This is a genomic window from Variovorax sp. GW823-FHT04F07, assembly GCF_058795995.1.
The window spans coordinates 55008-79711 of sequence record NZ_JBXAIG010000008.1 but is presented as its reverse complement, the minus strand read 5'-3'; the positions used below and the strand labels follow the sequence as shown (position 1 = coordinate 79711).

The 24704-nt window shown below is 69.9% G+C and carries 13 protein-coding genes; 11 read left to right on the top strand and 2 right to left on the bottom strand.

Features of this window, described 5'->3' with window-relative positions; all coding sequences use genetic code 11:
• Positions 1–18: 18 nt before the first annotated feature.
• The 5 genes from AC1RAA_RS27815 (at position 19) to AC1RAA_RS27795 (ending at position 4590) form a co-directional block, all read left to right on the top strand.
• On the top strand, positions 19–1215 hold the full coding sequence (locus tag AC1RAA_RS27815; RefSeq protein ID WP_062474071.1) for an ABC transporter substrate-binding protein: 1197 nt from the start codon (positions 19–21) through the stop codon (positions 1213–1215).
• A gap of 45 nt (positions 1216–1260) precedes the next feature.
• A complete protein-coding gene (locus AC1RAA_RS27810; protein WP_062474069.1) occupies positions 1261–2136 on the top strand; it encodes a branched-chain amino acid ABC transporter permease in 876 nt (291 codons plus the stop codon).
• 10 nt (positions 2137–2146) lie between these two features.
• Complete coding sequence (locus AC1RAA_RS27805) at positions 2147–3133, top strand: branched-chain amino acid ABC transporter permease (RefSeq protein ID WP_174254353.1); 987 nt, start codon at positions 2147–2149, stop codon at positions 3131–3133.
• A 107-nt stretch (positions 3134–3240) separates the two neighbouring features.
• Positions 3241–3690: a cupin domain-containing protein gene (locus AC1RAA_RS27800; protein ID WP_095746041.1), complete on the top strand. Its 450-nt coding sequence runs from the start codon at positions 3241–3243 to the stop codon at positions 3688–3690.
• Positions 3691–3831: 141 nt separating this feature from the next.
• Entirely contained in the window at positions 3832–4590 is a 759-nt protein-coding gene (locus tag AC1RAA_RS27795; RefSeq protein ID WP_492727722.1) for a hypothetical protein, read from the top strand.
• Between the two features lie 21 nt (positions 4591–4611).
• Here AC1RAA_RS27795 and AC1RAA_RS27790 read toward each other — a convergent pair whose 3' ends face one another.
• Positions 4612–5712: a lipocalin-like domain-containing protein gene (locus tag AC1RAA_RS27790; RefSeq protein ID WP_492727721.1), complete on the bottom strand. Its 1101-nt coding sequence runs from the start codon at positions 5710–5712 to the stop codon at positions 4612–4614.
• On the bottom strand, positions 5712–6791 hold the full coding sequence (locus tag AC1RAA_RS27785) for a PLP-dependent cysteine synthase family protein (RefSeq protein ID WP_492727720.1): 1080 nt from the start codon (positions 6789–6791) through the stop codon (positions 5712–5714). Before AC1RAA_RS27785 ends, AC1RAA_RS27790 begins: the two co-directional genes overlap by 1 nt.
• Positions 6792–6889: 98 nt before the next feature.
• On the opposite strand from AC1RAA_RS27785, the gene AC1RAA_RS27780 reads away from it, so the two are divergent.
• The 6 genes from AC1RAA_RS27780 (at position 6890) to AC1RAA_RS27755 (ending at position 24674) form a co-directional block, all read left to right on the top strand.
• Entirely contained in the window at positions 6890–9397 is a 2508-nt protein-coding gene (locus tag AC1RAA_RS27780; protein ID WP_492727719.1) for a penicillin acylase family protein, read from the top strand.
• A gap of 298 nt (positions 9398–9695) precedes the next feature.
• Positions 9696–10328, top strand: coding sequence for an STN domain-containing protein (locus tag AC1RAA_RS27775; protein WP_492727718.1), 633 nt, complete (start codon positions 9696–9698; stop codon positions 10326–10328).
• Positions 10329–10331: 3 nt separating this feature from the next.
• Positions 10332–10859 carry an RNA polymerase sigma factor gene (locus AC1RAA_RS27770; protein ID WP_307635466.1) on the top strand — a complete coding sequence of 176 codons (528 nt, stop codon included), beginning with the start codon at positions 10332–10334 and terminating at the stop codon, positions 10857–10859.
• Positions 10860–10931: 72 nt separating this feature from the next.
• The gene (locus tag AC1RAA_RS27765) at positions 10932–11924 is read left to right on the top strand and encodes a FecR family protein (RefSeq protein WP_447745729.1); all 993 of its coding nucleotides are present in this window, start codon (positions 10932–10934) and stop codon (positions 11922–11924) included.
• A gap of 404 nt (positions 11925–12328) precedes the next feature.
• A complete protein-coding gene (locus AC1RAA_RS27760) occupies positions 12329–24007 on the top strand; it encodes a filamentous hemagglutinin family protein (RefSeq protein ID WP_492727717.1) in 11679 nt (3892 codons plus the stop codon).
• The gene (locus tag AC1RAA_RS27755; protein WP_492740670.1) at positions 23994–24674 is read left to right on the top strand and encodes an RNA polymerase sigma factor; all 681 of its coding nucleotides are present in this window, start codon (positions 23994–23996) and stop codon (positions 24672–24674) included. Before AC1RAA_RS27760 ends, AC1RAA_RS27755 begins: the two co-directional genes overlap by 14 nt.
• Positions 24675–24704 lie beyond the last annotated feature (30 nt).

Genomic DNA, 24704 nt, shown 5'->3' with positions numbered 1-24704 from the left:
CCCACAGGAACAACATCCATGAAGACCACCACATTCGCTCTCTCCGCCGTTTTCGCCGCCGCCGCGCTGGCCGCCGGTGCCGCCCAGGCGCAGGACAAGGTCAAGATCGGCTTCGTCACCGACATGTCGAGCCTGTACGCCGACGTCGAAGGCAAGAACGGCGCGCTGGCGATCCAGATGGCCATCGACGACTTCGGCGGCAAGGTCAACGGCATGCCCATCGAGCTGCTCACGGCCGACCACCAGAACAAGGCCGACATCGCCGCCTCCAAGGCGCGCGAGTGGATCGACACGCAGGGCCTGACCATGCTGTTCGGCGGCACCAGCTCCGGCACGGCCCTGGCCATGGCCAAGGTGGCGCAGGAGAAGAAGCGCGTCTTCGTCGTGAACGGCGCGGGCAGCTCGGCGCTCACCAACGAGCAGTGCTCGCCCTACACCGTGCACTACGCCTACGACACCGTCGCGCTCGCCAAGGGCACCGGCGCGGCCGTGATCGGCCGTGGCGACAAGAGCTGGTACTTCCTGACCGCCGACTACGCCTTCGGCCAGGCCCTCGAAGCCGACGCGACCAAGGTCGTGAAGGAAAAGGGCGGCACCGTGCTGGGCTCGGTGAAGGCGCCGCTCAACACCTCCGACTTCTCGTCCTTCCTGCTGCAGGCGCAGAACTCCAAGGCGCAGGTGCTGGCGCTGGCCAATGCCGGCGGCGACACCATCAACAGCATCAAGGCCGCGAAAGAATTCGGCATCACCAAGAGCATGAAGATGGTGGGCCTGCTGGTGTTCGTGACCGACGTGCACAGCCTGGGCCTGAAGAACACCGAAGGCCTGCTGCTCACCACCAGCTGGGACTGGAACCTGGACGACAAGACGCGCGCCTTCGGCAAGCGCTTCTTCGAGAAGACCAAGCGCATGCCTACCGACATCCAGGCCGCCGACTACTCGGCCACCATGACCTACCTGAAGGCCGTGCAGGCCGCCAAGACGGTCGATGCCGACAAGGTCATGGCCACGCTCAAGTCCACGCCCATCGACGACTTCTACGCCAAGGGCAGCATCCGCGCCGACGGCCGCTTCGTGCACGACATGTACCTGGTGCAGGTCAAGTCGCCGGCCGAATCCAAGCAGCCGTGGGACTACTACAAGGTGGTCCAGAAGTTGAAGGGCGAAGAAGTCTTCACGACCAAGGCCGAAAGCCGCTGCGCCCTCTGGAAGTGACCTCCCGCGGGCGCCCTTGCGGCGCCCGGGTTCGTTGAAACGCTTATGAACATTTCCCTTCCCGCCTTGTTGAGCCAGCTCCTTCTGGGGCTGGTCAACGGCTCGTTCTACGCCATCCTGAGCCTCGGGCTGGCGGTGATCTTCGGTTTGCTCAACGTCATCAACTTCGCGCACGGCGCGCTGTTCATGCTCGGGGCCGTCCTCACCTGGATGGCGATGGAGTACCTGGGCGTCAACTACTGGGTGATGCTGATCGCCGCGCCGGTCCTCATCGGCCTGTTCGGCGTGGTCATCGAACGGCTGCTGCTGCGCTGGATCTACAAGCTCGACCACCTCTACGGCCTGCTGCTCACGCTGGGCCTCACGTTGCTGATCGAAGGCGTGTTCCGCTCGGTCTACGGCGTGTCGGGGCTGCCCTACGATGCGCCCGAGCTGCTCTCCAGCGCCACCGACCTGGGCTTCATGGTGCTGCCCAACTACCGCGCCTGGGTGGTCGTGGCCTCGCTGGTGATCTGCTTTGCGACCTGGTACGTGATCGAGAAGACGCGCCTGGGCGCCTACCTGCGCGCCGGCACCGAGAACCCGCGCCTGGTGGAGGCCTTCGGCGTCAACGTGCCGCTGATGATCACGCTGACCTACGCCTTCGGCTGTGCGCTCGCCGCCTTCGCCGGCGTGCTGGCCGCGCCGGTGATGCAGGTGTCGCCGCTGATGGGGCAGAACCTCATCATCGTGGTGTTCGCGGTGGTCGTGATCGGCGGCATGGGCTCCATCATGGGCGCCATCCTCACGGGCCTGGGCCTGGGCGTCATCGAAGGGCTCACCAAGGTTTTCTATCCCGAGGCTTCTTCGACGGTTGTGTTCGTGATCATGGTCATCGTGCTGCTCATCCGCCCCGCCGGCCTGTTCGGCAAAGAGAAATAAGGCGAGCGGCATGAACATGAAAAAAATCTCCACCGTCGTCTACGCGCTGCTGCTGGTCGCCCTGGTGCTCGCGCCGTTCTTCGGCGCCTACCCGGTGTTCGTGATGAAGCTCATGTGCTTCGCGCTGTTCGCCGCGGCCTTCAACCTGCTGCTGGGCTACACCGGCCTGCTGTCCTTCGGCCACGCGGCCTTCCTGGGCGGCTCCGCGTACGTGGCGGGCCATGCGATCAAGGTCTGGGGCCTCACGCCCGAGCTGGGCCTGATCGCGGGCACGCTCACTGGCGCGCTGCTGGGCTGGCTGTTCGGCGTGCTGGCCATCCGTCGCCAGGGCATCTACTTCGCGATGATCACGCTGGCGCTCGCGCAGATGATGTTCTTCGTCGCGCTGCAGGCCAAGTTCACGGGCGGCGAAGACGGCCTGCAGGGCGTGCCGCGCGGCAAGCTCTTCGGCATCGTCGACCTGTCCAACGACCTCACCATGTACTACGTGGCGCTGGTGATCGTGGTCGCGGCCTTCCTGCTGATCGTGCGCACCATCCATTCGCCGTTCGGGCAGGTGCTCAAGGGCATCAAGGAAAACGAGCCGCGCGCGCTCTCGCTGGGCTACGACGTGAGCCGCTTCAAGCTGCTGGCCTTCGTGATCTCGGCCGCGCTGTCGGGCCTGGCCGGTTCGCTCAAGACGCTGGTGCTGGGCTTTGCCACGCTGTCCGACGTGCACTGGACCGCCTCGGGCCAGGTCATCCTGATGACGCTGGTGGGCGGCCTGGGCACGCTGTCGGGCCCCATCGTGGGCTCGGCGGTGGTCGTGCTGCTCGAGAACAAGATCGGCGAACTCGGCAACTTCCTGGCGCGCATCACGACCGTCGACTGGTTCAACACGCTGGGCGAGTCGGTCACCATGGTCACGGGCCTGATCTTCGTGATCTGCGTGCTGGCCTTCCGCAAGGGCATCATGGGCGAGATCATCGCCTTCATCGAGCGCCGCCGCGCGAAGTAGCGATGCAGGTGGCGCGGCGGCGGGGTGGTTACCCTCCCTGCAGCGCCACCGCTTGTGCCCCCCGTGCACGGGGCGCAGAATCCGGCTCCCACTTCGAGGAGCCGGCCATGGCCCTTCTTCCGTACTTTGTCCTCCCACCCGAGCGGCGCGAAACGCCCTTGAACGTGCTCGGCACGCAGGTGACGGTGCTGGCGTCGAATGCCTCGACGCAGAGCTACGGCGTCACCTTCCAGCGCGGCGACGAAGGCACGGGCCCGCCACCGCACAGCCACGACTGGGACGAATCGTTCTACGTGCTCGGCGGCGAGGTCGAATTCCTCTGCGACGGCCAGGCGCATCGGTGCCAGCCCGGCACGCTGGTGCACGTGCCGCGCGGCACGGTGCACGGCTTTCACTACGGCAAGGGCGGCGGGCAGATGCTCGAGATCACGGGGCAGGACGCGATGGCCGCGCAGATGTTCACCGCCATCGACCGCGAGATTCCGGTCGGGCCGGCGCCCGACATTCCGAAGCTGCTGGCGGTGCTGGCGCGCAATGGGGTGACGGTCTCGGCGTGAGGTGCGGCCCTCATCGGCACTGACAAGCCGACGCTGTCCAAAACCACCGGTTCCCGTGGCGACGCCGCATGCGGCGCTCGGCACAATCATCCGCACCCGGCCGCACAGGCCTACACCGACAAGAAGATGGAGGAGACCCCCATGCGCAGACGGCCGCTCGCACTTTTCGTGGCGCTCGCGCTGACAGGGTGCATGACCCCACCGCCGCTGCCGCCGAACGGCGGCCAGCTCGCGAAGGGCGCGAAGGTCGGCCTGCTGGTGCGCATCCCCACCGCGTCTGCGGAACACATGCACGTGGGCACGACCGTCTTCAACAACTTCTCGACCACGTACCCGTTCCCCTGGAACCCCACGGCCAAGGTCTACGAGGCCTTCACGTCGGAGCTCGAAAAGGCCGGCTTCCAGGTGGTGCGGCTGACGAGCTTTGCCACGACCTCCGTCAACGCGTTGGCCGTCTTCAAGCACGATCGCTGGATCGCGAATCCTGCGCAGGCGTGGGCGACACGCAAGCTGAAGGACGACCAGATTGCCGCGGTGGTCCTCGTCGAGGCGACGAAAACGCAGGCGCGCCTGGAGTGCACCGGCGGGCCCTGTGGCGAGAGCGTCATGCAGAACTCGGGCCTCTTCACGCGCGGCATGCTGGGGTCGACGCGGTACTACGCGGTGCCCGCGATCGAAGCCAAGGTCTTCGTCATGGACCCGCCGCTGAACCTCGCAGCCTACGAGCCGATGCTTGCCCAGCAGCGACAACGGGTGCGGCAGCTCAAGGATTTCCAGGAGCCGCGCGACCTCAAGCGGTTGAGCACTGCCGAGTTCGCGCCCGTCGCTTCGGCGATCGACGACCACGTCCGCGCGCTGTCGCGCAACACGGCGCAGGCGCTGAGCCAGGGCGTGAAGTAGCCCATCGCGCTGTGTGTCGGCTCACAGCCGCAGCGGCGCCGCGTAGCCCGTCATCTCGAGGTAACCGCGCCCCACGTGCCGGCCCTGCTGCGCATCGCGCAGCTCGCTCAAGCCTTCCCAGTACACGCCGCCCGTGGAGCCGCGGCTGTCCAGTTCCTGGTCGTCGAGCAGGGCCTGCACCTCGAAGCGGCCCGCGGGCGTGTCGATGCGCCAGTGCGTCGGGTAGCTCGCGCGCGTGCGCGGGCTGGTCCAGCTGCGCAGGGCGTCGAAGCGCACCTCGCCGGGCTGGAAGATGCGCGCCGCGCCACCGCGCGGGCGGAACGAGCCGCCCGACCACAGCGCGCTGCCGTCGCGGCGGCGCAGGTGGAAGGCGGTGAGCGCGCTGCCGTCGTCGAGGTTCATGCCGATCCAGTCCCAGCCCACGGCCTCGGGGTGCATCAGCGCCTCGCTCCATTCGTGGTCGAGCCAGGCGGTGCCGGCGATCTCGAACGGGGCCTGGCCTTGCAGCGTGAGGCGGCCCTGCGCCTGCAGCTGCGGCTCGCTGTAGTAGTAGCTCGCCTGCTCGGGCTCGGGGCCCTTGCGCGACAGGCCTTCGCGGCCCTGCAGCAGCACGGGTTGCGACGGCGCGAAGCGCAGGTCGAGCGTGAATTCGCCGGCGGGGATGCGCGCGGTGTAGGCGCCGCTGCCGGCGTCGCGCACCAGCGACCAATCGCGCAGCCGCACGTCGGTGTCGGCCTCGCTGGCCGAGGCCACGTCGAAGCCTGCGCGTGCGATGCGCTGGTCGTGCCGCAGCACGCGGCCTTCGAGGTCGGTGACGGCGGCGTGCGCGAACACCAGCTGCTTGGCCGCGAAGGCCGAGCGCATGGCCTGCGTGGCGTCGACGCGCGATCGGAAGAAGGTCACCTGGAAACCGAACGCGCGCCCCGTGGCGGTCTGGCCGTGGCCGGTGATGTACCACCACTCGGTGCGCAGCTCGGGGTGGCTGCCGAAGTCGCGCGGGAACTGCAGCGCCTTCGCGGGCAGGGCCCAGGCAGCATGCGGCGCGCCCGAGGCGGCCAGCGCGGCGAGCAGCAAGAGTTGCCGCCGCGCGATGAGGCCGCTAGGTGCGCGCAGGGCCATCATCAACCCGCCACCAGCGCGTCGATGCGTTGCTGCGCGGGCGCGATGTCGCCGAAGGCGTTGCGCACCCAGTCGGCGTCGTGGTAGCTCGGCAGGTAGCGCTCGCCCGCGTCGCACAGCAGCGACAGGATCGAGCCCTGCTGGCCGGCCGCGCGCATCTCGTGCGCCACGGCCAGCATGCCGACGAAGTTGGTGCCGGTCGACGGGCCGACCTTGCGGCCCAGCAGCGCCGACAGCGCATGCATGGCGGCCACCGAGTCGAGGTTGGGCACCTCGAGCATGCGGTCGACCAGCGTGCGCACGAAGCTGGGCTCCACGCGCGGGCGGCCGATGCCTTCGATGCGCGAGCCGGGCGCGGTCAGCGTCGTGTCGCCGCTGCGGTGGTAGGCCGAGAACACCGAGCCCTCGGGGTCGGCCACGCACACCTGCGTGTCGTGGCAGCGAAAGCGCAGGTAGCGCCCGATGGTGGCGCTGGTACCGCCGGTGCCGGCGCCCACCACGATCCACGCGGGCACCGGATGCCGCTCGCGCGCCATCTGCTGGAACATGCTCTCGGCGATGTTGTTGTTGCCGCGCCAGTCGGTGGCGCGCTCGGCGTAGGTGAACTGGTCCATGTAGTGGCCGCCGGTGCGCTCGGCCAGCGCACGGGCCTCGTCGTACACCTGCGCGGCGTGGTCGACGAAGTGGCAGCTCGCGCCGTAGAAGGCGATCTGCGCCACCTTCTCGGGCGAGGTGCTGCGCGGCATCACGGCGATGAAGGGCAGGCCCAGCAGCCGCGCGAAGTAGGCCTCGCTCACGGCGGTGGAGCCGCTCGACGCTTCGACGATGGTCGTGCCTTCGCGCACCCAGCCGTTGCACAGCGCGTACAGGAACAGCGAGCGCGCGAGCCGGTGCTTGAGGCTGCCGGTGGGGTGCGTCGATTCGTCCTTCAGGTACAGGTCGATGCCGTGCGCGGCCAGCGCGGGCAGCGGCAGTGGAATGAGGTGCGTGTCGGCGCTGCGCTGGTAGTCGGCTTCGATGCGGCGGATCGCGCCGGCGAGCCAGCTGTCGCAGGAGGAGGTTGAAGGGGTGGTGGGCTGCATAGCGCGCCAGTCTACAAGTCATGCCTTGTAACCCGGCGGGTGACAGAAATCGGGATACTGCCCGCTGCCAATCCACAACAAGACCGGAGACGAACTGCATGAAGAGAATGAACCATCGGCTTTCCCTGGGCGCCGTGTCGCTGGCGGTCCTCGCCCTCGCAGGGTGTGCGTCCAACGCCCCGGGCGTGAACACGCCCACGCGTCCCTCCTCATCCTTCGCGGTGCCCGGCCTCGAGAAGCCCGCCGAAGTGCTGGTCGACCGCTGGGGCGTGCCGCACCTGTACGCCGGCACGCTCTACGACGCCTTCGTGGCGCAGGGCTTCATCGCCGCGCGCGACCGGCTCTGGCAGATGGACCTGTGGCGCAAGCGCGGCCTGGGCGAGATGGCGAAGGACTTCGGCCCCGCCTGGGTCGAGAGCGACCGCGCCGCGCGCGCCGTGCTCTACCGCGGCGACATGTACCGCGAATGGCTGGCCTACGGCTCCGACGCCAAGCGCGTGGCCGAGGCCTTCACGGCCGGCGTCAATGCCTACGTGGCGCAGGTGCGTGCGCAGCCCGCGCTGCTGCCCACCGAGTTCGCGCTGCTGGGCTACCAGCCGGCCACGTGGTCGCCCGAGGACGTGGTGCGCATCCGTCACCACGGGCTCACGCTCAACTTCACGTCGGAGGTCGACCGCGCACGCGCGTTCTGCGCCGGCGCGCCGGGCGTCAAGGCCGACTGGCTGCGCCGCGAGCTCGATCCGCCGGTCACGCCTAAGGTGCCCGAGGGCTTCGATCCCTGCAGCCTTCCCGCGGCGGAGCTGCGCGCGGCCTACCTGCGGGCGACCGATGCGCCGCGCTTCACCAAGGAGAACACGCGCGTGGGCATGAACGCGGGCGCGTCTTCCGCGCCGGTCGCGCTGCTGCCCGGCAGTGCCGAGGCGATCGCCGCGAAGGCCGAGCAGGACGAGGCGGCGCAGGGTGATCCCACGGCCGCCTACGGCAGCAACAACTGGGTCATCGCGCCGAAGCTCACGTCCACGGGCCGGCCCATCCTGGCCAACGACCCGCACCGCGCGCACGGCGCGCCGAGCCTGCGCTACATGACGCACCTGAGCGCGCCCGGCATGGACGCCATCGGCGCCGGCGAGCCCTTCCTGCCGGGCCTGTCGATCGGCCACAACGGCACCATCGCCTTCGGCCTCACGCGCTTCTACATGGACCAGGAAGACCTGTACGTGTACGAGCTCAACCCGGCCAACCCCGAGGAGTACCGCTACCAGGGCCGCTGGGAGCCGATGACGCGCGTCACCGAACGCATCGCGGTCAAGGGCGAGAGCGCGCCGCGCGAGGTGGTCAACACCTTCACGCGCCACGGCCCCGTGCTGGTCGCGGAGCCCGGCAAGCGCCGTGCCTTCGCCTTGCGCGCTGCCTGGCTGGAGCCCGGCATGGCGCCGTACTTCGGTTCGATGGACTACATGCGCGCGCGCAACTGGGACCAGTTCCGCGCGGCCATGAACCGCTGGGGCGCGCCGGGCGAGAACCAGGTGTATGCCGACAGCAGCGGCAACGTCGGCTGGATTCCGGGCGGGCTCACGCCGATCCGCCCGAACTGGGACGGCCTCATGCCCGTGCCGGGCGACGGGCGCTATGAATGGTCGGGCTTTCGCAACGGCGACGAGCTGCCCTCGGAGTTCAACCCCGCGCGCGGCTATGTGGTCACGGCCAACGAGAACAACATCCCGCCCGACCATCCGGCTGCGAAGAAGGGTGTGGGCTACGAGTGGAGCGACGCGGCCCGCGCGCTGCGCCTCAAGGAACTGTTCGCGGCCAAGGTGGCGGCGGGGTCGCGCTTCACCATCGAGGACTCGGAGCGCATGCAGAACGACATCGTCGCCACGCCGGCGCAGCGGCTGCTGAAGCTGCTGGCCGGCCAGCGCAGCGACGACGCCCAGACCGCGGCGGCGCTGCGCCTGCTGCAGGGCTGGGACGGTGCCATGGACCGCGACAGCGCGGCCGCCGCGCTGTACGAGGTGTGGAGCAGCAAGTTCCTGCGCCAGGCCGTGCTCAAGGCGGGAGCGGGCGATGCCGGTGCCGCGCTGGCCGCGCCCGGCGACAACACGCGCATGGTGCTGCTGCTGGAGAACCCGTCCGGTTGGGTGAGCAACGCGCAGCGCGATGCTCTGCTGCTGACGACCTTGCCCGCCGCCATGCAGGAGCTGTCCGCCAAGCTCGGGCCCGACCCGGCGGCGTGGAAGTGGGGCGCCTTGCACCGCGCCGAGTTCCGGCATCCGCTGGGCGGCGTGGTCGATGCGGCCACGCGCAAGAAGCTCGAGGTGGGCGACTGGCCGATGTCCGGTTCGTCGTTCACGCCGATGGCGGCCACCTACCGCGCGAACGACTACAAGCTGACCTCGGGCGCGTCGTTCCGCATGGTGCTCGACGTGGGCAACTGGGACGCCTCGCGCGTCATCAACACGCCGGGCCAGTCGGGCAACCCCGACAGCCCGAACTACCGCGACCTGGCGCCGCTGTGGCTCGAGGGCAAGTACGTGCCGCTGGTCTACAGCCGTGGGGCGGTCGAGAAGGAAACGGTGGAACGGATCCAGCTGACGCCGGGGCGCTAGCAGGACCGGCAACGCAAGAGGGCGCTGCCCGCGCCCCGCCGCGGCGCGCCCGGCCATGCCGCTCGTCACGCGGTCGTCATTCGCCGATGTGATGCTTGCAGGAGTTGAAATACTGCCCACAAGCTTGCTGACACGATCCACTTCTTCCTTGTTGACTTCAGCGCATGGTGGTCGTGGGCGAGTGGTTGGACGGGGCTTGGGCCGGGGCGGGGACGACAGGCTCGTGCGAGCCTTCGTCTCTGGCCTCACGTGCACGGCAGTGTGCGTCTGCATCGCCTGGGGATCGACAGCGAAGGCCGTGGCCGCGGGCACCGACGTGCAGTCGGCAGATGCCGCCACCCGCGCGTCGTCCGAATCGCAGATGCTGGACTTCGATCTGCCGGCGCAGCCCTTGGCGGCTGCCCTGGCGCAGTACGCCGCGGTGTCGGGCCGATCGGTGATGTTCATCGACGAGTGGGTGGCGGGGCGAACGTCCGCCCCGGTGCGCGGGCGCCATGCGCCGCATGCCGCCTTGCGGGCCTTGCTGGCCGGCACGGGTTTCACTGCGGATGACGTGGACACGCAGCTTTCCGGTGCCTTCATCCTGAAGCGCGTCGCAGCGGCGCCTGGGGTGGCGTCGACCGCCGGTTCGCCACGCGGGTACGACGCCCTGGTCCAGGCCCGTGTCTGGGACGCGTTGTGCGCCGATCTGCGTACGGCCCCCGGCCACTACCGCGCGATCCTGCAACTGCAGGTGACCGCGTCGGGCCGCATCAGCCAGGCCCGCCTGGTGTCGTCTTCGGGAGACCCCGCGCGGGACGCCGCCATGCTCGCGGCATTGGCCCCTCTGAAGATGGACCATCCTCCGCCGGCGGACCTGGCGCTGCCGCTCACGCTGGCCATCCTCCCGCACGACGTGTTGCCCGGGCCCCGCTGTGCCACGGTGCACTGACGCATGACGGAGAACGTCATCCCGCTGCTGCGCAGCTTCCTGGTGCAACGCTACGAGCAGCTCAGGCAACGTCTGGCCGTGCGGCTGGGCAATCGCGAACTGGCGGAAGACGCCCTGCACGAAACCTGGCTGAAGCTGGAGCGCAGCCAGCCCATGGCGGGTCCCATTGCCACACCCCAGGCGTACCTGCTGCGCATGGCGGTCAACCTGGCCATCGACGTCCGGCGCGCACAGAGCCAGGTCTTGCTGTCCGACGACATCGACATGCTGATGAATGAGCTGCCGGACCCGGCGCCCGGTCCTGCCGAGGTCGCCGAAGCCCGTTCGCAGCTGGAGGCGCTGGATGGCCTGCTGTCGCGCCTGCCGCCGCGCCGCCGCGAAATCCTGCTGCTGGTTCGCCTGGAGGGCTGGTCCCAGCGGGACGTGGCCACGCGGCTTGGCATTCCTGTGCGGACCGTCGAGTACGAACTGAAGGCCGCGCAGGATCTTCTGTTCTCGCGGCTGGAACCGCGCTCTGGCAGGTCTTCATGACGGCACGAAGAAATAGTTTGCGGATTGCGGTGTCGGCAACCGTCTACCAAGTACGGGGCCCCTGAAACCGACATGACGACGCACCCTTCACCACCGACGCTTCCCGAGACGCTGCGCGAAGACGCGCGCGCGTGGGTGCGCAAGCTGCATTCGGGCGCCGCCACGCAGTGGGAGGCCCAGGCGTTCCGCCGCTGGCGTGACGCGAGTCCCTTGCATCAGGCAGCGTTCATCGAGGCCCGGCAGCAGTGGCGCGTGCTTCAGCCCGCGCTGAACCGGCTGGTGCGCACCGACGCCGAAGCCGCGAGCCTTCACCGCGAGACCCTGCGCAAGCCCGCGGCGAGCCGCCGGGCCTTCCTGGGCGTGGCGGGCGCAGCCGCCGCGGCGGGTGTCGCGGGGGTGGCGGTCTATTCGCCCCTGGGGTTGTGGCCCGCGGCCAATGAATGGCGTGCGGACTGGCGCACAGCCGCCGGCGAGCAGCGTGCCATCGCGTGGTCCGACCAGATCGACGTGACCTTGAACACCCGCACCAGCATCCGCCGGGTGGCCTCGGACGACCAGGCCGAGGGGCTGGAGTTGCTGAACGGCGAAGCGGCGATCGAGATGCTGCCCAGTGCGCGCACCTTCAGCGTCGTGGCCGGCGCCGGCCGCAGCATTGGCGAATCGGCGCGCTTCGAGATCAGCCGCCTGGAAGGGCGTGTGTGCGTGACCTGCCTGGCGGGGCGCGTGCGCATCGAGCATCCGGCCGGCGACCGTGTGCTGCTGGCACGCCAGCAAGCGGTCTACCGCGATCACTCGATCAGCGGCATCGCCGCCGCGGACCCCGAGGTGGCTTCTGCCTGGCGGCGCGGTGAACTCGTGTTCAAGCAGGCGCCCTTGTCGGCGGTGCTGGACGAGATCAATCGCTACCGCCCCGGGCGTGTGGTGCTGATGGTGGATGCGCTGCGAGGGAAAACGGTCACCGCGACCTTCAAGCTCGACCGCCTCGATCTGGCCTTGCTCCAGATGCAGCGCTCCTTCGGTTTGAACGCCCGGTCGCTCCCTGCCGGCGTGCTGGTCCTGAGCTAGAGGTGGACCTCGGGGTTGGGTGGTGACCCTGTCTCGATGTCGCGGCTTCCCATGGTGGTCGTGCGCAGCCACTGTGAAGCTTTCGTGACTTTGCCGAGGTGCAGTGCGTCCCCGCCGTTGATCTGCAAGGACTTTCCGGACCGAGGCCGCAGCGGCAAGCGCGCGCCCACAACGAGGCCAAAAATATTCTTCTGGAATTCGACGTTTCCGTCCCGTCAAGAAACTGACGGCTCCTGTCGCGTTGGCTTTCGATCGCCATCGCAGGGGCTTCTTGAATGGGGCTGGCCTGCGCGACGCGCACAGCCCCTTCGGCACAGGCTTTACTTCGGCGGGAACGAGAAATGACCATCAGTGGGTGCAACGAAAAGAATCGACCGGCGCGCGCGGTGCAGCAGGTTTTCAGGATGGCGCCTCTCGCGCGGGCCATCGCGGTGGCGCTGGCCGCCGGTGGGGTCCTCGGCAGCGCGCACGCCCAGCGGGCGTTCAGTCCGGCGTGGTTCGCCGACAAGGGCGCGGCGCAGGCGGGCGCGATCGCCACGGGCAAGCTGCCGAACGGCGCGCCGGCGTCCAGCCTGATCCACCCGATGCAGCCGTCGTCGGCGGCGAGCCAGCAGCTGCAGACGTCCATCACCAACCTGAACCTGGCCGCGCGCGCGATCGCCGCGCAGCAGGCACAGCAGACGCAGAAGCGGGCCGAGGCGCTGGCCAGCGGCGAGTCCGCGCCGGACGGCCTGGCCGAAGGCGGCCTGAAGGTCGACACGAATTCGCTGACCGCCGGCTGGCTCAACGCCAGGGACCCCGTCCAGTCCGCAGCCAACGGCAGGACCACGGTCACCATCGAGCAGACCGCCGACAAGGCCATCCTGAACTGGGAGACCTTCAACGTCGGCAAGAACACGACGGTGAAGTTCGACCAGCGTGCAGGCACCCACGCCAAGACCGGCGCCAACGAGTGGATCGCGCTCAACCGCATCAACGACCCCAGCGGCCGACCCAGCCAGATCGCCGGCCGCATCGAGGCCGAGGGCAGCGTCTACCTCATCAATCGCAACGGCATCCTGTTCACCGGCAGCAGCCAGGTCAACGTGCGCAACCTGGTCGCCTCCAGCCTGAAGCTCAGCGACGAACAGTTCAAGGTTGGTCTCAACACGCGCCTGGGCGCGAAATCGGGTGACCCCGGTTACTGGAGCGGCCTCGAAGTGGGCGTCGGCATTCCCACCTTCGGCGAGAACTCCAAGCAGATGCCGGCCGATTCGAACGTGCAGTTCGCCGACATGGGCCCGGCCTTCGATCCGGGCAAGCCGCCGGGCGACGTGAAGGTGGCGGCCGGTGCGCAGATCACGGGCCAGGGCGGCCACGTGCTGATGTTCGCGCCCAAGGTCAGCAACGCGGGCAGCATCCGCACGCCGAGTGGCCAGACGCTGCTGGGCGCCGGCGAAAACGTGTGGCTGGAAGCCAAGGAAATCAGCCCCACCGTGCGCGGCTTCGATGCCGTCACCTCGTCGGTGCGGCCCTGGCTCTTTCCGGCCAAGTTCCTGATCAACCCGCAGACGGCGCCCGCCTTCCAGCCCTACCTCATCGGGCGCATCGTGTCCGACATCCTGCCGCTGATGGAGCAGCGCGCGGCCCAGGTCGGCTACAGCGTGCACAACACCGGCATCGTCCAGGCCGATCACGGCGACATCACCATGGTGTCGCGCGAGATCCACCAGGGCGGCATCCTGCAGGCCAGCACCGCGCTGAACAACCGCACGGGCTCCATCCGCCTGCGCGCCTGGGGCCAGGGCGTGCACAACATCGACATCAACCTGGCGGCCGACGTCCCGCGCCTGACGGCCTGGTCGGGCGGCACGCTGACCCTGGGGCCGGACAGCATCACCCAGGTCGTCAACGACTGGCAGGACACCACGCGGATCGAAAGCGGCTCGCTGGCCAACCGCTACCAGCCCGGGCGCATCGAGCTCTACGGCAAGACGATCGACGTGCAGACCCGCGCCCAGGTCACCGCCGCCGCGGGCCACATCGACATCCAGGCCCAGGCCAACCCTGCGGCCCTGCAGCGCAACACCCAGGTGGGCGACGGCAGCCGCATCCTCATCGGTGAACACGCCACCGTCAGCACCGCGGGGCTGATGCAGATGCCGGTGGACATGGCCAGCAACTTCGTCGAGGCCGAACTGCGCATCAACGAACTGCGCGACTCCCACCTGCAGGCGAACACCTGGCTGTACGGCCGGAAGGTCATCGTGGATCGACGCAGGTCGGGTGCCTTCAAGGGGCTCATGGCGGGCGTCGAATGGGTCACCGACGAGTCCGGCAAGGCGCTCAAGGGCGTCTGGGTCGGCACCCCGCTGGCGGACGTGACGGGCTGGGTGGGCAACGGCCTGGTCGGCCTGTCGGAGCTGGCGGCGCGAGGCGGCGACATCACCATCCAGTCCAACGGTTCGGTGATCACGCGGCCCGGTTCCATCCTGGATGTGTCCGGCGGCTCGGTGCGCTACAGCGACGGCTGGAACACGGAAACCCTGCTGCGCGGCGCGGACGGGCGGACCTACACGATGTCGTCCGCGCCGGCGGACATGACCTACACGGGCATCGCGGGCCAGTACCTGCAGGCGCATGCGCGCTGGGGCGTCACGCAGACCTATGTCAATCCGATGCTGTCGGGGCGGCGCTGGGAGCCGGGCTACGAAGAAGGCCGCAATGCCGGTTCGATCGACATCCGTGCCGGCAGCGCCTTCATCCTGGAGGGCGAGTTCAGGGGCTCGGTGCAGCCAGGCGACCGGGTGCAGGAAGTGTCCGAGCTGCCTCGGGCCGGCCGCCTCACGGTGGGTTCCAACCGCGCGCAGGAGGGCATGTGGACCCTGGGCCAGGTCGTCATCAGCGACAAGCCCGCGTTGCTGCCGGCGGGTTTCAGCATCGACAGCCCGCTGGGCAAGGACGCCTTCCTGACCGAGCCGGAAGGGCAATCCCCCGGCGCTGGCGCGGGTGTGGGCCGCACCACCTGGCTGTCCGCCGCGGGGCTGAGCCATTCGGGCCTGGGCGCCATCGAGTTGAACCTCAACACCGGCTTCGTGCTGGAAGACAGCGCGGTGGTGACTCTGCAGCCGGGGGCGCGCTTCACGGCCGCGGTCTACGACGGGCAGGGCATCCCCGGCAACTTCGACATCCAGGGCAAGCTCATCGCCCCGGGCGGCTCCATTGCGCTGAGCGCCGGCGGCAAGGCGGACAGCGTGCTGCGCCTGGGGGCGAACAGCCTGCTGAGCGTCGCGGGCCAGTGGGTCAACGACACCGGCCAAGGCGTCACGCTGGGCCGCGCCATCCACGGCGGCTCGATTGCACTGGGGACCCCGATGAAGGAGGGCCTGGGCACGGTGTACGGCAACGTGGAGGTGGCCGCCGGCGCGGCGCTGGACGTGTCCGGCGGCGGCTGGCTGTCCGGTGTCACGGCGGGCGGCAAGGCCGGCAAGGTGAAGGCAGGCAACGGCGGGGCGATCAGCCTGACGGCGTTCGACAACGCGGCGCTCGAGACGCTGGACCTGCGCGGCTGGGCGGGGGGCGATGCGTCCCGGCTCACCCTCACGGCGATCGGCGACGTGCAGGTGGGCGGCGCCGCGCCCGCGGCCGACGCCACGGGCGGGAAGGCATCGGGCGCAGCCAAGCCGCTGCACCTGCCGCAGACCCTGTACGCCGAGCGCGGCTTCGGCACGATCGGCATCCGTTCGCTCGGCGGGGACGTCGTGGTCGCGGAAGGCGCACAGGTGCACATCCAGCCCACGAGCTGGGACATGCCCGCCGCGGTATCGACGCTGCGCACGCTGCCCAGCGGCAGCGCCTTGGGCGAGGTGCTGGCCCCCAAGACACTGGACGAACTGAGCGAACAGCGCCGCGCCGCGCGCGCGCCCGGTGGCCTGTCGCTGGCGACCGGCGCGACCGGCGGCGGCATCCGCATCGACGCGAACGCCAGCATCCGGACAGAACCCGGCGGCACGATCTCGCTGAACGCGGACGGGTCCGGGCAGGCTTCCGTGCGGGTGGCGGGCCGCCTTCAGGCGCCGGCCGGGACGCTGAACATCCGCGCCAAGAACACCTTGACGCTGGCCGACGGGGCCGAGTTGCTGCTGCCCGGCGTGGCGCAGATCTTCCACGACCCGGCCATGCGCCTGCCCCAGGGCAAGGTGCTGCCGGGCGGCACGGTCACACTGAGCGCCGGCACGCTGGACGCGCAGGCCGGTGCGCTGATCGACGTGTCGGGCGCGCGGGGCACGGTGGCGTATTGGGACCGCGGCACGGGGGCGCTCGGCGCCTTGCGGCGCGTGGACCAGGAACTGGGCAGCGACGGCGGCGCGGTCGCGATGGAGGCCGCCGCCGGCGGCGCCATGAATGCCAGGCTGCGCGCCCACGGCGGCAATGCGCAGGCGGCGGGCGGGTCGTTGTCCATCACGGACACCAGCGAGGCCGGGCGTGCGTCCGGGGACCTGGTGGCGCCGGACATCGGCTCCTTCCTCTACTACAAGAGCCCCACCGGCACGTACACGTTCAACGGAGAAAAGTACGCGCGGATCATCGGCACCAGCGGCAACCTCGACGTGCGCGACGAGTACGCCGGCGACGTCAAGATGAGCAGCGCCATGCGCACCGCGATCAACACCACGTTGCCGACGTCGGTGTCCAGCAGCAAGGGGCTCGTCCTCGACGCGGGCGCGGCGCTGGCCGCCGGACCGGGCGCCGACAGGGCGCCGTGGGAGCACGACGTGAGCATCGACAAGCGGGTGGTCGAACTGCTCAACAAGTACTTCTGGAGCGGCACCGGAACGGCACTGAGCCACAAGATCCACATCGGCAACATCGCCACTTCGGACGGCACCCTGCACGTGTCGGCGAAGGCGCTGCAGGACACGGGCTTCTCGGCGGTCGATCTGCGTTCCACGCAAGTGGGCGTGCAGTTGGCCGGCGGCGTCGACCTGAGCGTCGCCGGCCGCCTGGGCATCACCGCCCCAGTCATCCAGAGCGACGGGCTGGGCGGCGTGGTGCGCTTGCATGCCCACCATCTGCAACTGAACCCGCTGACAGGTGCGGTGGGCGCGGTCGGCGCCACGCCCCGCAATGCGGGCGAACTGATCCTGTCGGCCACCCAGGCCATCGACATCGCAGGCAGGGGTGCGAAGGGCGAGTCCGCGTCGCCCGTCGACGTCAAGCTGCGCGGCTTCGAACGCACGGTGCTGGAAACCGGCGACCTGCGCTTCGTGGCGGGCGCCTACAGCGAAGGCGGCACCGACTACGACGACCCCCAGCTGCGGGCCACGCTGGACGTGGGTGGCGCGCTGGAGATCAAGGCCGCGCAGGTCTATCCGGCCACGGCCGTCACGGCGCGAATCAACTCGGACCACTCCATCACCGTGCGCGGCAATGGGAGTGCCGCAGCGCCTCTGTCGGCCGGCGGCAGCCTGACGCTGAACGCGCCCGTCATCGAGCAGGACGGCGTGCTGCGCGCGCCCTTCGGGCAGATCGCGCTGAATGCCGGCGAGCGCCTGACGCTGGGCACGAACAGCCTGACCTCAGTGTCCGGCGCGGGCCTGGACGTGCTCTACGGCAGCCTGCGCAACGCCGAATACTGGCTGGACCCGGCCAACCCGCAGGGCCGCAATCGCGCCAATGCCGGCGATGCCAGTTCCCTGGACGAAAACCGCTATCTGTCGTCCCTGCCGGAAAAGCGCGTGCTCCTGCAGGCACCCGATGTGGCCATGGCCGCGGGGGCGGTGGTGGACATCGCGGGCGGCGGCGACCTGCATGCGTGGGAGCACGTGCCCGGCTCGGGCGGCTCGCACGACGTGCTGACGCTGCCCGGCATGTACGCCGTGCTGCCGGGCTACCAGGGCCTCTCGCCCGTGGCGGGCGGTGCCGCGGGCCAGAAGGTCTGGCTGGCCGGCGGCGGCCTGGGGGCCGGCTGGTACACGCTCCTGCCGGCGCGCTATGCGCTGCTGCCCGGCGCCTTCGCGGTGCAGAGCACGGGCCAGGCCTTGCCGGCGTGGGCCGCGTCCCGCGGCGAGGTGGTCAGCCTGCGTGACGGCTCGACGATCGTGGCCGGGCGGGAACAGAACACGGTCAGCGGCGCGCGCGATGCCACGGCCTCGGGCTGGCGCGTGCTGCCCGCCAGCCTGGTGCGCAAGGTCAGTGAATACAACGAAGCGCGGGGCAACGCCTTCTTCTCATCGGATGCGTTCAAGCTGACGCAATACCGCCTCACAGGGCAGGACGTCGTGACCCCGCGCCTGGCGCGCGATGGCGGCGCCGTGGTGTTCAAGGCCGACCGCGCGTTGACGCTGGACGGCGAGCTGCGCGCGCAACCCGATGCGGGCGGGCGCGGCAGCCTGGTGGACATTGCCGCCGCCAAGATCGCGATCGTCGGCGCGGGGCAGGACAGCAGCGACCTGCGCGCCGACGGCTACCTGGTCGTGGATGCCGGCAGCCTGACGCGCTTCGGCGCGGGCAGCCTGCTGGTGGGCGGAACGCGCACGGGCAATGTGCGCGGCCTGCAGGTGGACGTGGCCGCCAGCGACGTGGTGCTGCGCAACACGGCAGGCACCGCGTTGAGCGGCCCGGAGGTGATCCTGGCCGCGGCGAATGCGGTGTCGATCGAGTCGGGCAGCGTGCTGCGCGCGCACGGCGCCGCGTCGGGCGACGAGGCGAACCTGGTGCTCAAGCCGCAGGTGGCGGCCGTATGGAGCGACAACAACACGCCGAACGACACCAGCGACGACCACATCGTCACACCCTCCAAAGACTGGGGTGCGCTGGTGCGCGTGAGCAGCGGCCAGGCCGTGCGGGCGCTGCGCGAGAACGTGGACACCACGGTCGGCGGCCAGGTGCGCATCGGCGCCGGCGCGCTGCTGCAGGGCGGCGAGGCGTTGCTGCTCGACGCCACCAACAACACCGAGATGGCCGCGGGCGCGCAGCTGTCGGGCAAGGCCTTGTCGGTGGCCGCGAGCCGCATCGGCATCGGCGGCGGCAGCGGCGGCCTGGTGCTGGACACCGACGCCCTGGCGCAGCTGTCGCGCGCGCAGTCATTGACGCTGCACAGCTACGGCAGCCTGGACTTCTATCGCTCGCTGGACATGCGCGGCCTGGCGCAGGTGGTGTTCGACGCCGCAGCCCTGCGGGGGCATGGCGCCGATGCCGTGCAGGTGCAGGCCTCCCACCTGACGCTGCAGAACACGGGCGCGTCGCTCGGCAGCGCGGGCACAGGCGGTGGTCGCCTCGAACTGTCGGCAGGCGAGCTGGTGCTCGGCGCGGGCGACAAGACGATGTCCGGCTTCGACCAGGTGCTGCTGTCGGCCAGCCGGCGCATCGCCGGCGAAGGCACCGGGAGCCTGGACGCCGGTGCGGCGGCGCTGACGCTGCGCACGCCGGTGCTGCAAGGGGTGTCCGGCGCTGACCAGGCCCTGCGAACGCAGGGCCAACTGGTGTTGCAGCAAGACGCGCAGCTGGATGCGCAGGAGATGGCATCACTGGGCCGCGCCAGCCTGGGCGCGCGCCTGAGCCTGTCGGGCCAGGGCGTGACCGTGGCGCTGCCGGTGCTGGCGCTGGGCGGCAGCATTGCGGTCGATGCCGGCACGGGCAACCTGACGGTTGCAGAGCAGGGCCGCCTGCACGCGGGCGGCCTGGAAAAAGTCTTCTTCGACGCGGCCCAGTACGTGGATGCCGGCCAGATCAGCCTGGCGACGCGAGGCGGCCTGATCGACCTGGCCCCGGGCAGCCTGCTGGACCTGTCGGCCCATCCGCGCGGTGGCGACGCCGGCCGCCTGACGGTGGATGCATCGGCCGGCGGGCGGGTCCACTTCGGTGGCACTGTGCAAGCGCAGGCCGGTGCCGGCGGCAACGGTGGCAACTTTGCGCTGGCCATCGATCGGCTGGACGATTTCGGCGCGCTGGCGCGAACGCTCAACGATGCGGGCTTCAGCCGCTCGCGCCAGTTCCGCGTCCGCCAGGGCGACCTCACGATCGCGGGCACCACGCGCGTGGCCGACTTCGAAGTCATCACCGACCGCGGCGTGATTGCTGTCGACGGCACGGCGCGCGTCGAGGCCCACGCGGCCTACGGCGGCAGCATCCGCCTGGTCGGCGGGGCAGGGCTGACGATGCAGCCTGGCGCGGTGCTGGCGGCCCATGCCACCGACGCCATCGATGGCCTGGGCAGCAGCCGCATCGACCTGGAAGCGGTCGACGGCCAACTGAACCTGGCCGGCGGCACGCTGGACCTGAGCGGCGGCGAAGGCGGCAAGCTGCGACTGCGGGCGCAGCGCACCGCAGGCAACGACGGCCTGAACGTCACGGCGCTGAACGCCGCCGTGCAGGGCGCGCGCTCCGCGGTGCTCGAAGGCGTGCGCCGCCATGCGAGCACGGACGGCACGGTGGAATCCGTGGCCCCGCAAGCGATCGCCGAGGCCAATGCCTTTGCAGGCCACACCGGCATCCTGGCGAGGCTGGGCGGCAACGCCGCCGCCTACACCTTGGCGGCGGGCATCGAGATCACCAGCCCGGGCGACCTGACGCTGGGCCGCGACTGGAACCTGTTCGACAGCTTCGGTGCGGCGCACCGCGAAGGCACGCTCACGCTGCGCGCCGGCGGCAACCTGAACATCGACGGTCATCTGAGCGACGGCTTCGACGTGGCGGGCCGCGACAACGGCGCGGGCCGGGCGGCGCGGCTGCAGCAGGCCGCGTCGTGGAACCTGCGCCTGGTGGCGGGCGCGGACCTGGGGTCGGTCGATGCACTGGCCACGCGGCCATCGGGCGCGCTTGCAGCCGACACCGGCACGATCCGCGTGGGCACGGCCGGCACCGAGTCGGGCGCCGGCAAGCTGGTGCGCACCGGCAGCGGCGACCTGACGGTACGCGCCGGGCGCGACCTCGTGCTGGCGCACAAGGAGTCCGCGCTGTACACCGCAGGCCGGGCCGAGGCCGATCCCACCTTGGGCGGCGGCTTCGACACCGCCAGCGTCGATGCCCAGTACGGCACCGCAGGTGGCCACGTGGATGTCGCGGTCCAGGGCAGCGTGCGTGCGCCCACCGTGCAGGGCGCGCGTTCGGACCAGATCCTGACCGAATGGCTGTTCCGCCAGGGCCGCTATGGCGGAGATCTCAGCAGTCCCACCGGCTACTACGACGCGTACAACATGGGCGAGAGCTGGGCGCCGGTCATGTCCGCCCGGGGCCAGCAACCGAGCTGGTGGGTGAACCACGCCAGCTTCCAGCAGGGCCTGGGCGCGCTGGGGGGCGGCAACGTGAAGCTGTCGGCGGGCGGCGACCTGGTGAACCTGGTGGTGGCCTTGCCCAGCACCATGCGCGTGACGGGCGGGCGTTCCGCTGGCGATGCCGCGGCCTCCACGGTGACCCGCAACGGCGGGCAGCTGCAGGTGGCGGCGGGCGGCACCCTGAAGGCCGGCCAGTACTACGTGGGCCGCGGCGCCGGCGAGATCGAAGCCGGCGCAAGCGCCTCCGGCTATGCCCTGACCGGCATCTCGAGCAGCTGGCCCAACACCGCCTATTCCTACGACATCGCGCCCGTGCTGGCGCTGTCGGACGCCACGCTCAAGCTGCAGACGCTGGGCGACCTGGTCCTGCAGACCGTGATCGACCCGATGCAGATACGCCGTGCCTACGTCGACCAGGCCGACCGGGACACCAGCGGCGCGTCCAGCCATGCGATGTTCATGAGCAGTCAGACAGAGCGCAGCGCCGTCAGCCTGGTGTCCACCGGCGGCAACGTGCGCCTGGTCAACCAGTCGGAATTCGTGGCAGGAAACGACACGGAGAACACCACCAGGCTGGTGAGCGGCATGACGGACACCAAGCTCCAGACGGACATGGTGGGCCTGTACCCGGCCAAGGTCAGCGTGTCGGCCCTGAGCGGCAACATCGACGTCGCGGGCCTGCTGGCGATGGCGCCGGCGAACAGCAGCGACCTGTCTTTGCTGGCCGCGAAAGACCTGCGCTTCCTGCGCGGCAGCAGCCTGCAGAACACGGGTGCCATCGTCATGACCCAGACCACGCTGGACAAGTGGCCGTCGATATTCCGGCCGTGGATGGGTTTCACGATCACGCTGGGCGGGGCATCGGCGTTCGGCGCGCCGCTGAAGTCGGTCTATGGCGGCTTCTCGGTGACGAACACGTTCCTGACCAACAGCCTCAATGGCATGGAGCTGTTCGACAACCCCGATGTGCTGCCGATGCAGGTGCATGACTTCACGCCCAGCCGCTTGTACGCGGCGACCGGTTCCATCAGCGACCTGAATCTGATCGCGTCGGAATCGGTGCACGTGCAGGCCGGCACCGACATCCGCAACTTCGAGCTCAGCGCGCGCAACCTGCGCCCCACCGACACCACCATGCTGGCGGCGGGCAACGACATCCTGGCTGTCGCCAACAGGCTCCTGTCGCACCGCTATGCGCGATACAGCGGCGACGCGGCGGCCTACTACTACGACAGGGGCAGCCGCACCGCGCTGCAAGGGCCGGGATCCCTGCTGCTGCTGGCCGGGCGCGACATCCAGGGCAACAACCTGTCGCTGTACACCAATGCCAATCGCTATTGGGACTACGTGTCGGCAACGCCGCTCGGCGAAGAATCGAACGTCATCAAGGCCCTGCCCGCCGAGGGCGCCGGCATCACCCTGATGGCCGGCATGAACAAGGCCGCCAGCTACGACGCCTTCGAGCGGGCCTACCTGAACCCGGCCAACGTGGCCGCCATGCCGGACTATCTGAAGACCACCCTGGCCGACGGCACCGTGGCGCCGCTGTACCTGAGCGACGGGGTGGAAAACCGCGGCGACCTGGCCAAGTTGGCGCGCCGGGGCCTGGTGTCCTTCGTGGAAGGCATGCTCGGTGCCGACAAGGTCGCCAGCCTCACCGGCACTGCGGACGGCAAGCTGAGCCCGCAGCAGGCGTGGGAGCAATACCGGCAACTGCCGCCCCTGGTGCGCGAGCAGTTCCTGCGCCAGGTCTTTGTCTATGAACTGCGCGAAGGAGGGCGCGACCAGAACGGGGGCGCTGGGCAGAACGGTCCGATCAACGGCGGCTACCGTCGCGGCTCCGCGGCCATCGACACGCTGTTCCGCGGTGCGACGGCCGAAGGCCAGCCCGTTCGCTACGCCGCGGACCTGCCGGACAACTGGCGCAGCAGCTGGTCCGGCGTGGGCAGCATCGCCGCGACCCGGATGGCGGCGCGCACCCACCAGGGGGGCGACATCAACGTCTTCACTCCCGGCGGCGGCCTGCAGGTGGCGGGGCTGGGCGCGGTGGTGCCGGACGGATACGGTCTGGTCACGCTGGCCTCGCCGGGGCAGGTCAATGTGTTCACCGACCGGGACATCATCGTGAACCGTTCGCGCATCCTGTCCTTCGTCTCGCAGGCTGAGCCGCTGGGCAGCGACCAGGTGTTGTGGTCCAGCCAGGGCGACATCGACGCCGGCCGCGGCGCCAAGACGGTGCGCATCCCGCAGGCGCCGGAAGTCACGTCGGACGCAGACGGCAACATCACCGTGCAGGAAAAGCGCGACATGAGCGGCGCCGGCATCGGCACCGTGGGCGAAGGCGACGTGGACCTGGTCGCGCCCCGGGGCACCATCGATGCGGGCGATGCCGGCATCCGGGTCGCCAGCAACCTCAACATTGCCGCGCTGCAGGTGCGCAACGCCGACAACATCCAGGTCAAGGGCGAAACGACCGGGCTGCCGGTGGTGGCCGCGGTGAACATCGGGGCACTGACCACCGCCAGCGCGGCGGCGTCGGCGGCGGCCATGGCGGCGCAGGAGTCCATGCGTCAGGAGCGGGCCGCGGCACGGCAGAACCTGCCTTCGGTCTTCACGGTGCGGGTGCTGGGCTTCGGCAACGACAGCCTGCCGTCGGGCGGTGCGGGTGCATCGTCGCCGCCACGCCCCGGCGCGCAAGCGGGCACTTCGCCTCGGTACGACCCTGCCAATCCTGTGCAGGTCTTTGGACACGGCAACCAGTTCGACGCGTCGGTGATGTCGTTGCTGACAGAAACTGAGAAGACCAGGTTGCGCCATGCCGGCAAGTAAGACGATGTCCGCGGCTGAGTTCGATCCCGGTCCTTGTTTTCAAGGGCCATTCGCGGGTCACGGCGAGCCCACCGGCGTCGTGCTGCGGGCGTTCCTGACGGCGAACTACACGTACCTGCATCGCCGCTTGGCCCGCGATCTCGGCTGCTCCGATCAGGCCAGCGAGTGCCTGCACGAGGCCTGGCTGCGTTTGGGCGAGATGGCGGCATCGGAGCCCGTGCGCAGTCCCGGGGCCTATGTCTATCGAACGGCGCGCAACCTGGCCATGGACCGCCTGCGCAGCGACCGGTCCTGGCAGTACGTGGGCGAATGGGATACGGCCCTCGATCTCCTGGCCGATCACGCGCCCGGCCCCGATGCCATCGCCGAGGCACGTTCGGCCGTGGAGGCCGTGGAGCAGGCGATGCAGCGGCTTTCGCACCGGCATCGCTCGGTGCTCGTGGCACTGCAGATCGAGGAGATGACCCGCCAGGACGTGGCCGACCGGCATTGCATTTCCCTGCGCCGGGTGGACACGGCACTTCGCCAGGCCTTGGACTACTGCGCGCATGCGTCCGGTCACACCGTGCGGGCGGAAGGCGCTTCGCCGCGACGCGGTCTTTCGCGGCGATGGCAGGAGAAAGTCGTTGCCCCGATGCGCGCCGGCGCGCCACGCTTGGAGAAATGAAATCCCGCCTGCGGGCGGCGCCGGACCGGT

Coding starts and splice junctions, on each gene's coding strand:
- AC1RAA_RS27810 (WP_062474069.1), top strand. CDS start 1,261: ATGAACATTTCCCTTCCCGCCTTGTTGAGCCAGCTCCTTCTGGGGCTG.
- AC1RAA_RS27795 (WP_492727722.1), top strand. CDS start 3,832: ATGCGCAGACGGCCGCTCGCACTTTTCGTGGCGCTCGCGCTGACAGGG.
- AC1RAA_RS27755 (WP_492740670.1), top strand. CDS start 23,994: ATGCCGGCAAGTAAGACGATGTCCGCGGCTGAGTTCGATCCCGGTCCT.
- AC1RAA_RS27800 (WP_095746041.1), top strand. CDS start 3,241: ATGGCCCTTCTTCCGTACTTTGTCCTCCCACCCGAGCGGCGCGAAACG.
- AC1RAA_RS27780 (WP_492727719.1), top strand. CDS start 6,890: ATGAAGAGAATGAACCATCGGCTTTCCCTGGGCGCCGTGTCGCTGGCG.
- AC1RAA_RS27770 (WP_307635466.1), top strand. CDS start 10,332: ATGACGGAGAACGTCATCCCGCTGCTGCGCAGCTTCCTGGTGCAACGC.
- AC1RAA_RS27760 (WP_492727717.1), top strand. CDS start 12,329: ATGGCGCCTCTCGCGCGGGCCATCGCGGTGGCGCTGGCCGCCGGTGGG.
- AC1RAA_RS27785 (WP_492727720.1), bottom strand. CDS start 6,791: ATGCAGCCCACCACCCCTTCAACCTCCTCCTGCGACAGCTGGCTCGCC.
- AC1RAA_RS27805 (WP_174254353.1), top strand. CDS start 2,147: ATGAACATGAAAAAAATCTCCACCGTCGTCTACGCGCTGCTGCTGGTC.
- AC1RAA_RS27815 (WP_062474071.1), top strand. CDS start 19: ATGAAGACCACCACATTCGCTCTCTCCGCCGTTTTCGCCGCCGCCGCG.
- AC1RAA_RS27765 (WP_447745729.1), top strand. CDS start 10,932: ATGACGACGCACCCTTCACCACCGACGCTTCCCGAGACGCTGCGCGAA.
- AC1RAA_RS27790 (WP_492727721.1), bottom strand. CDS start 5,712: ATGATGGCCCTGCGCGCACCTAGCGGCCTCATCGCGCGGCGGCAACTC.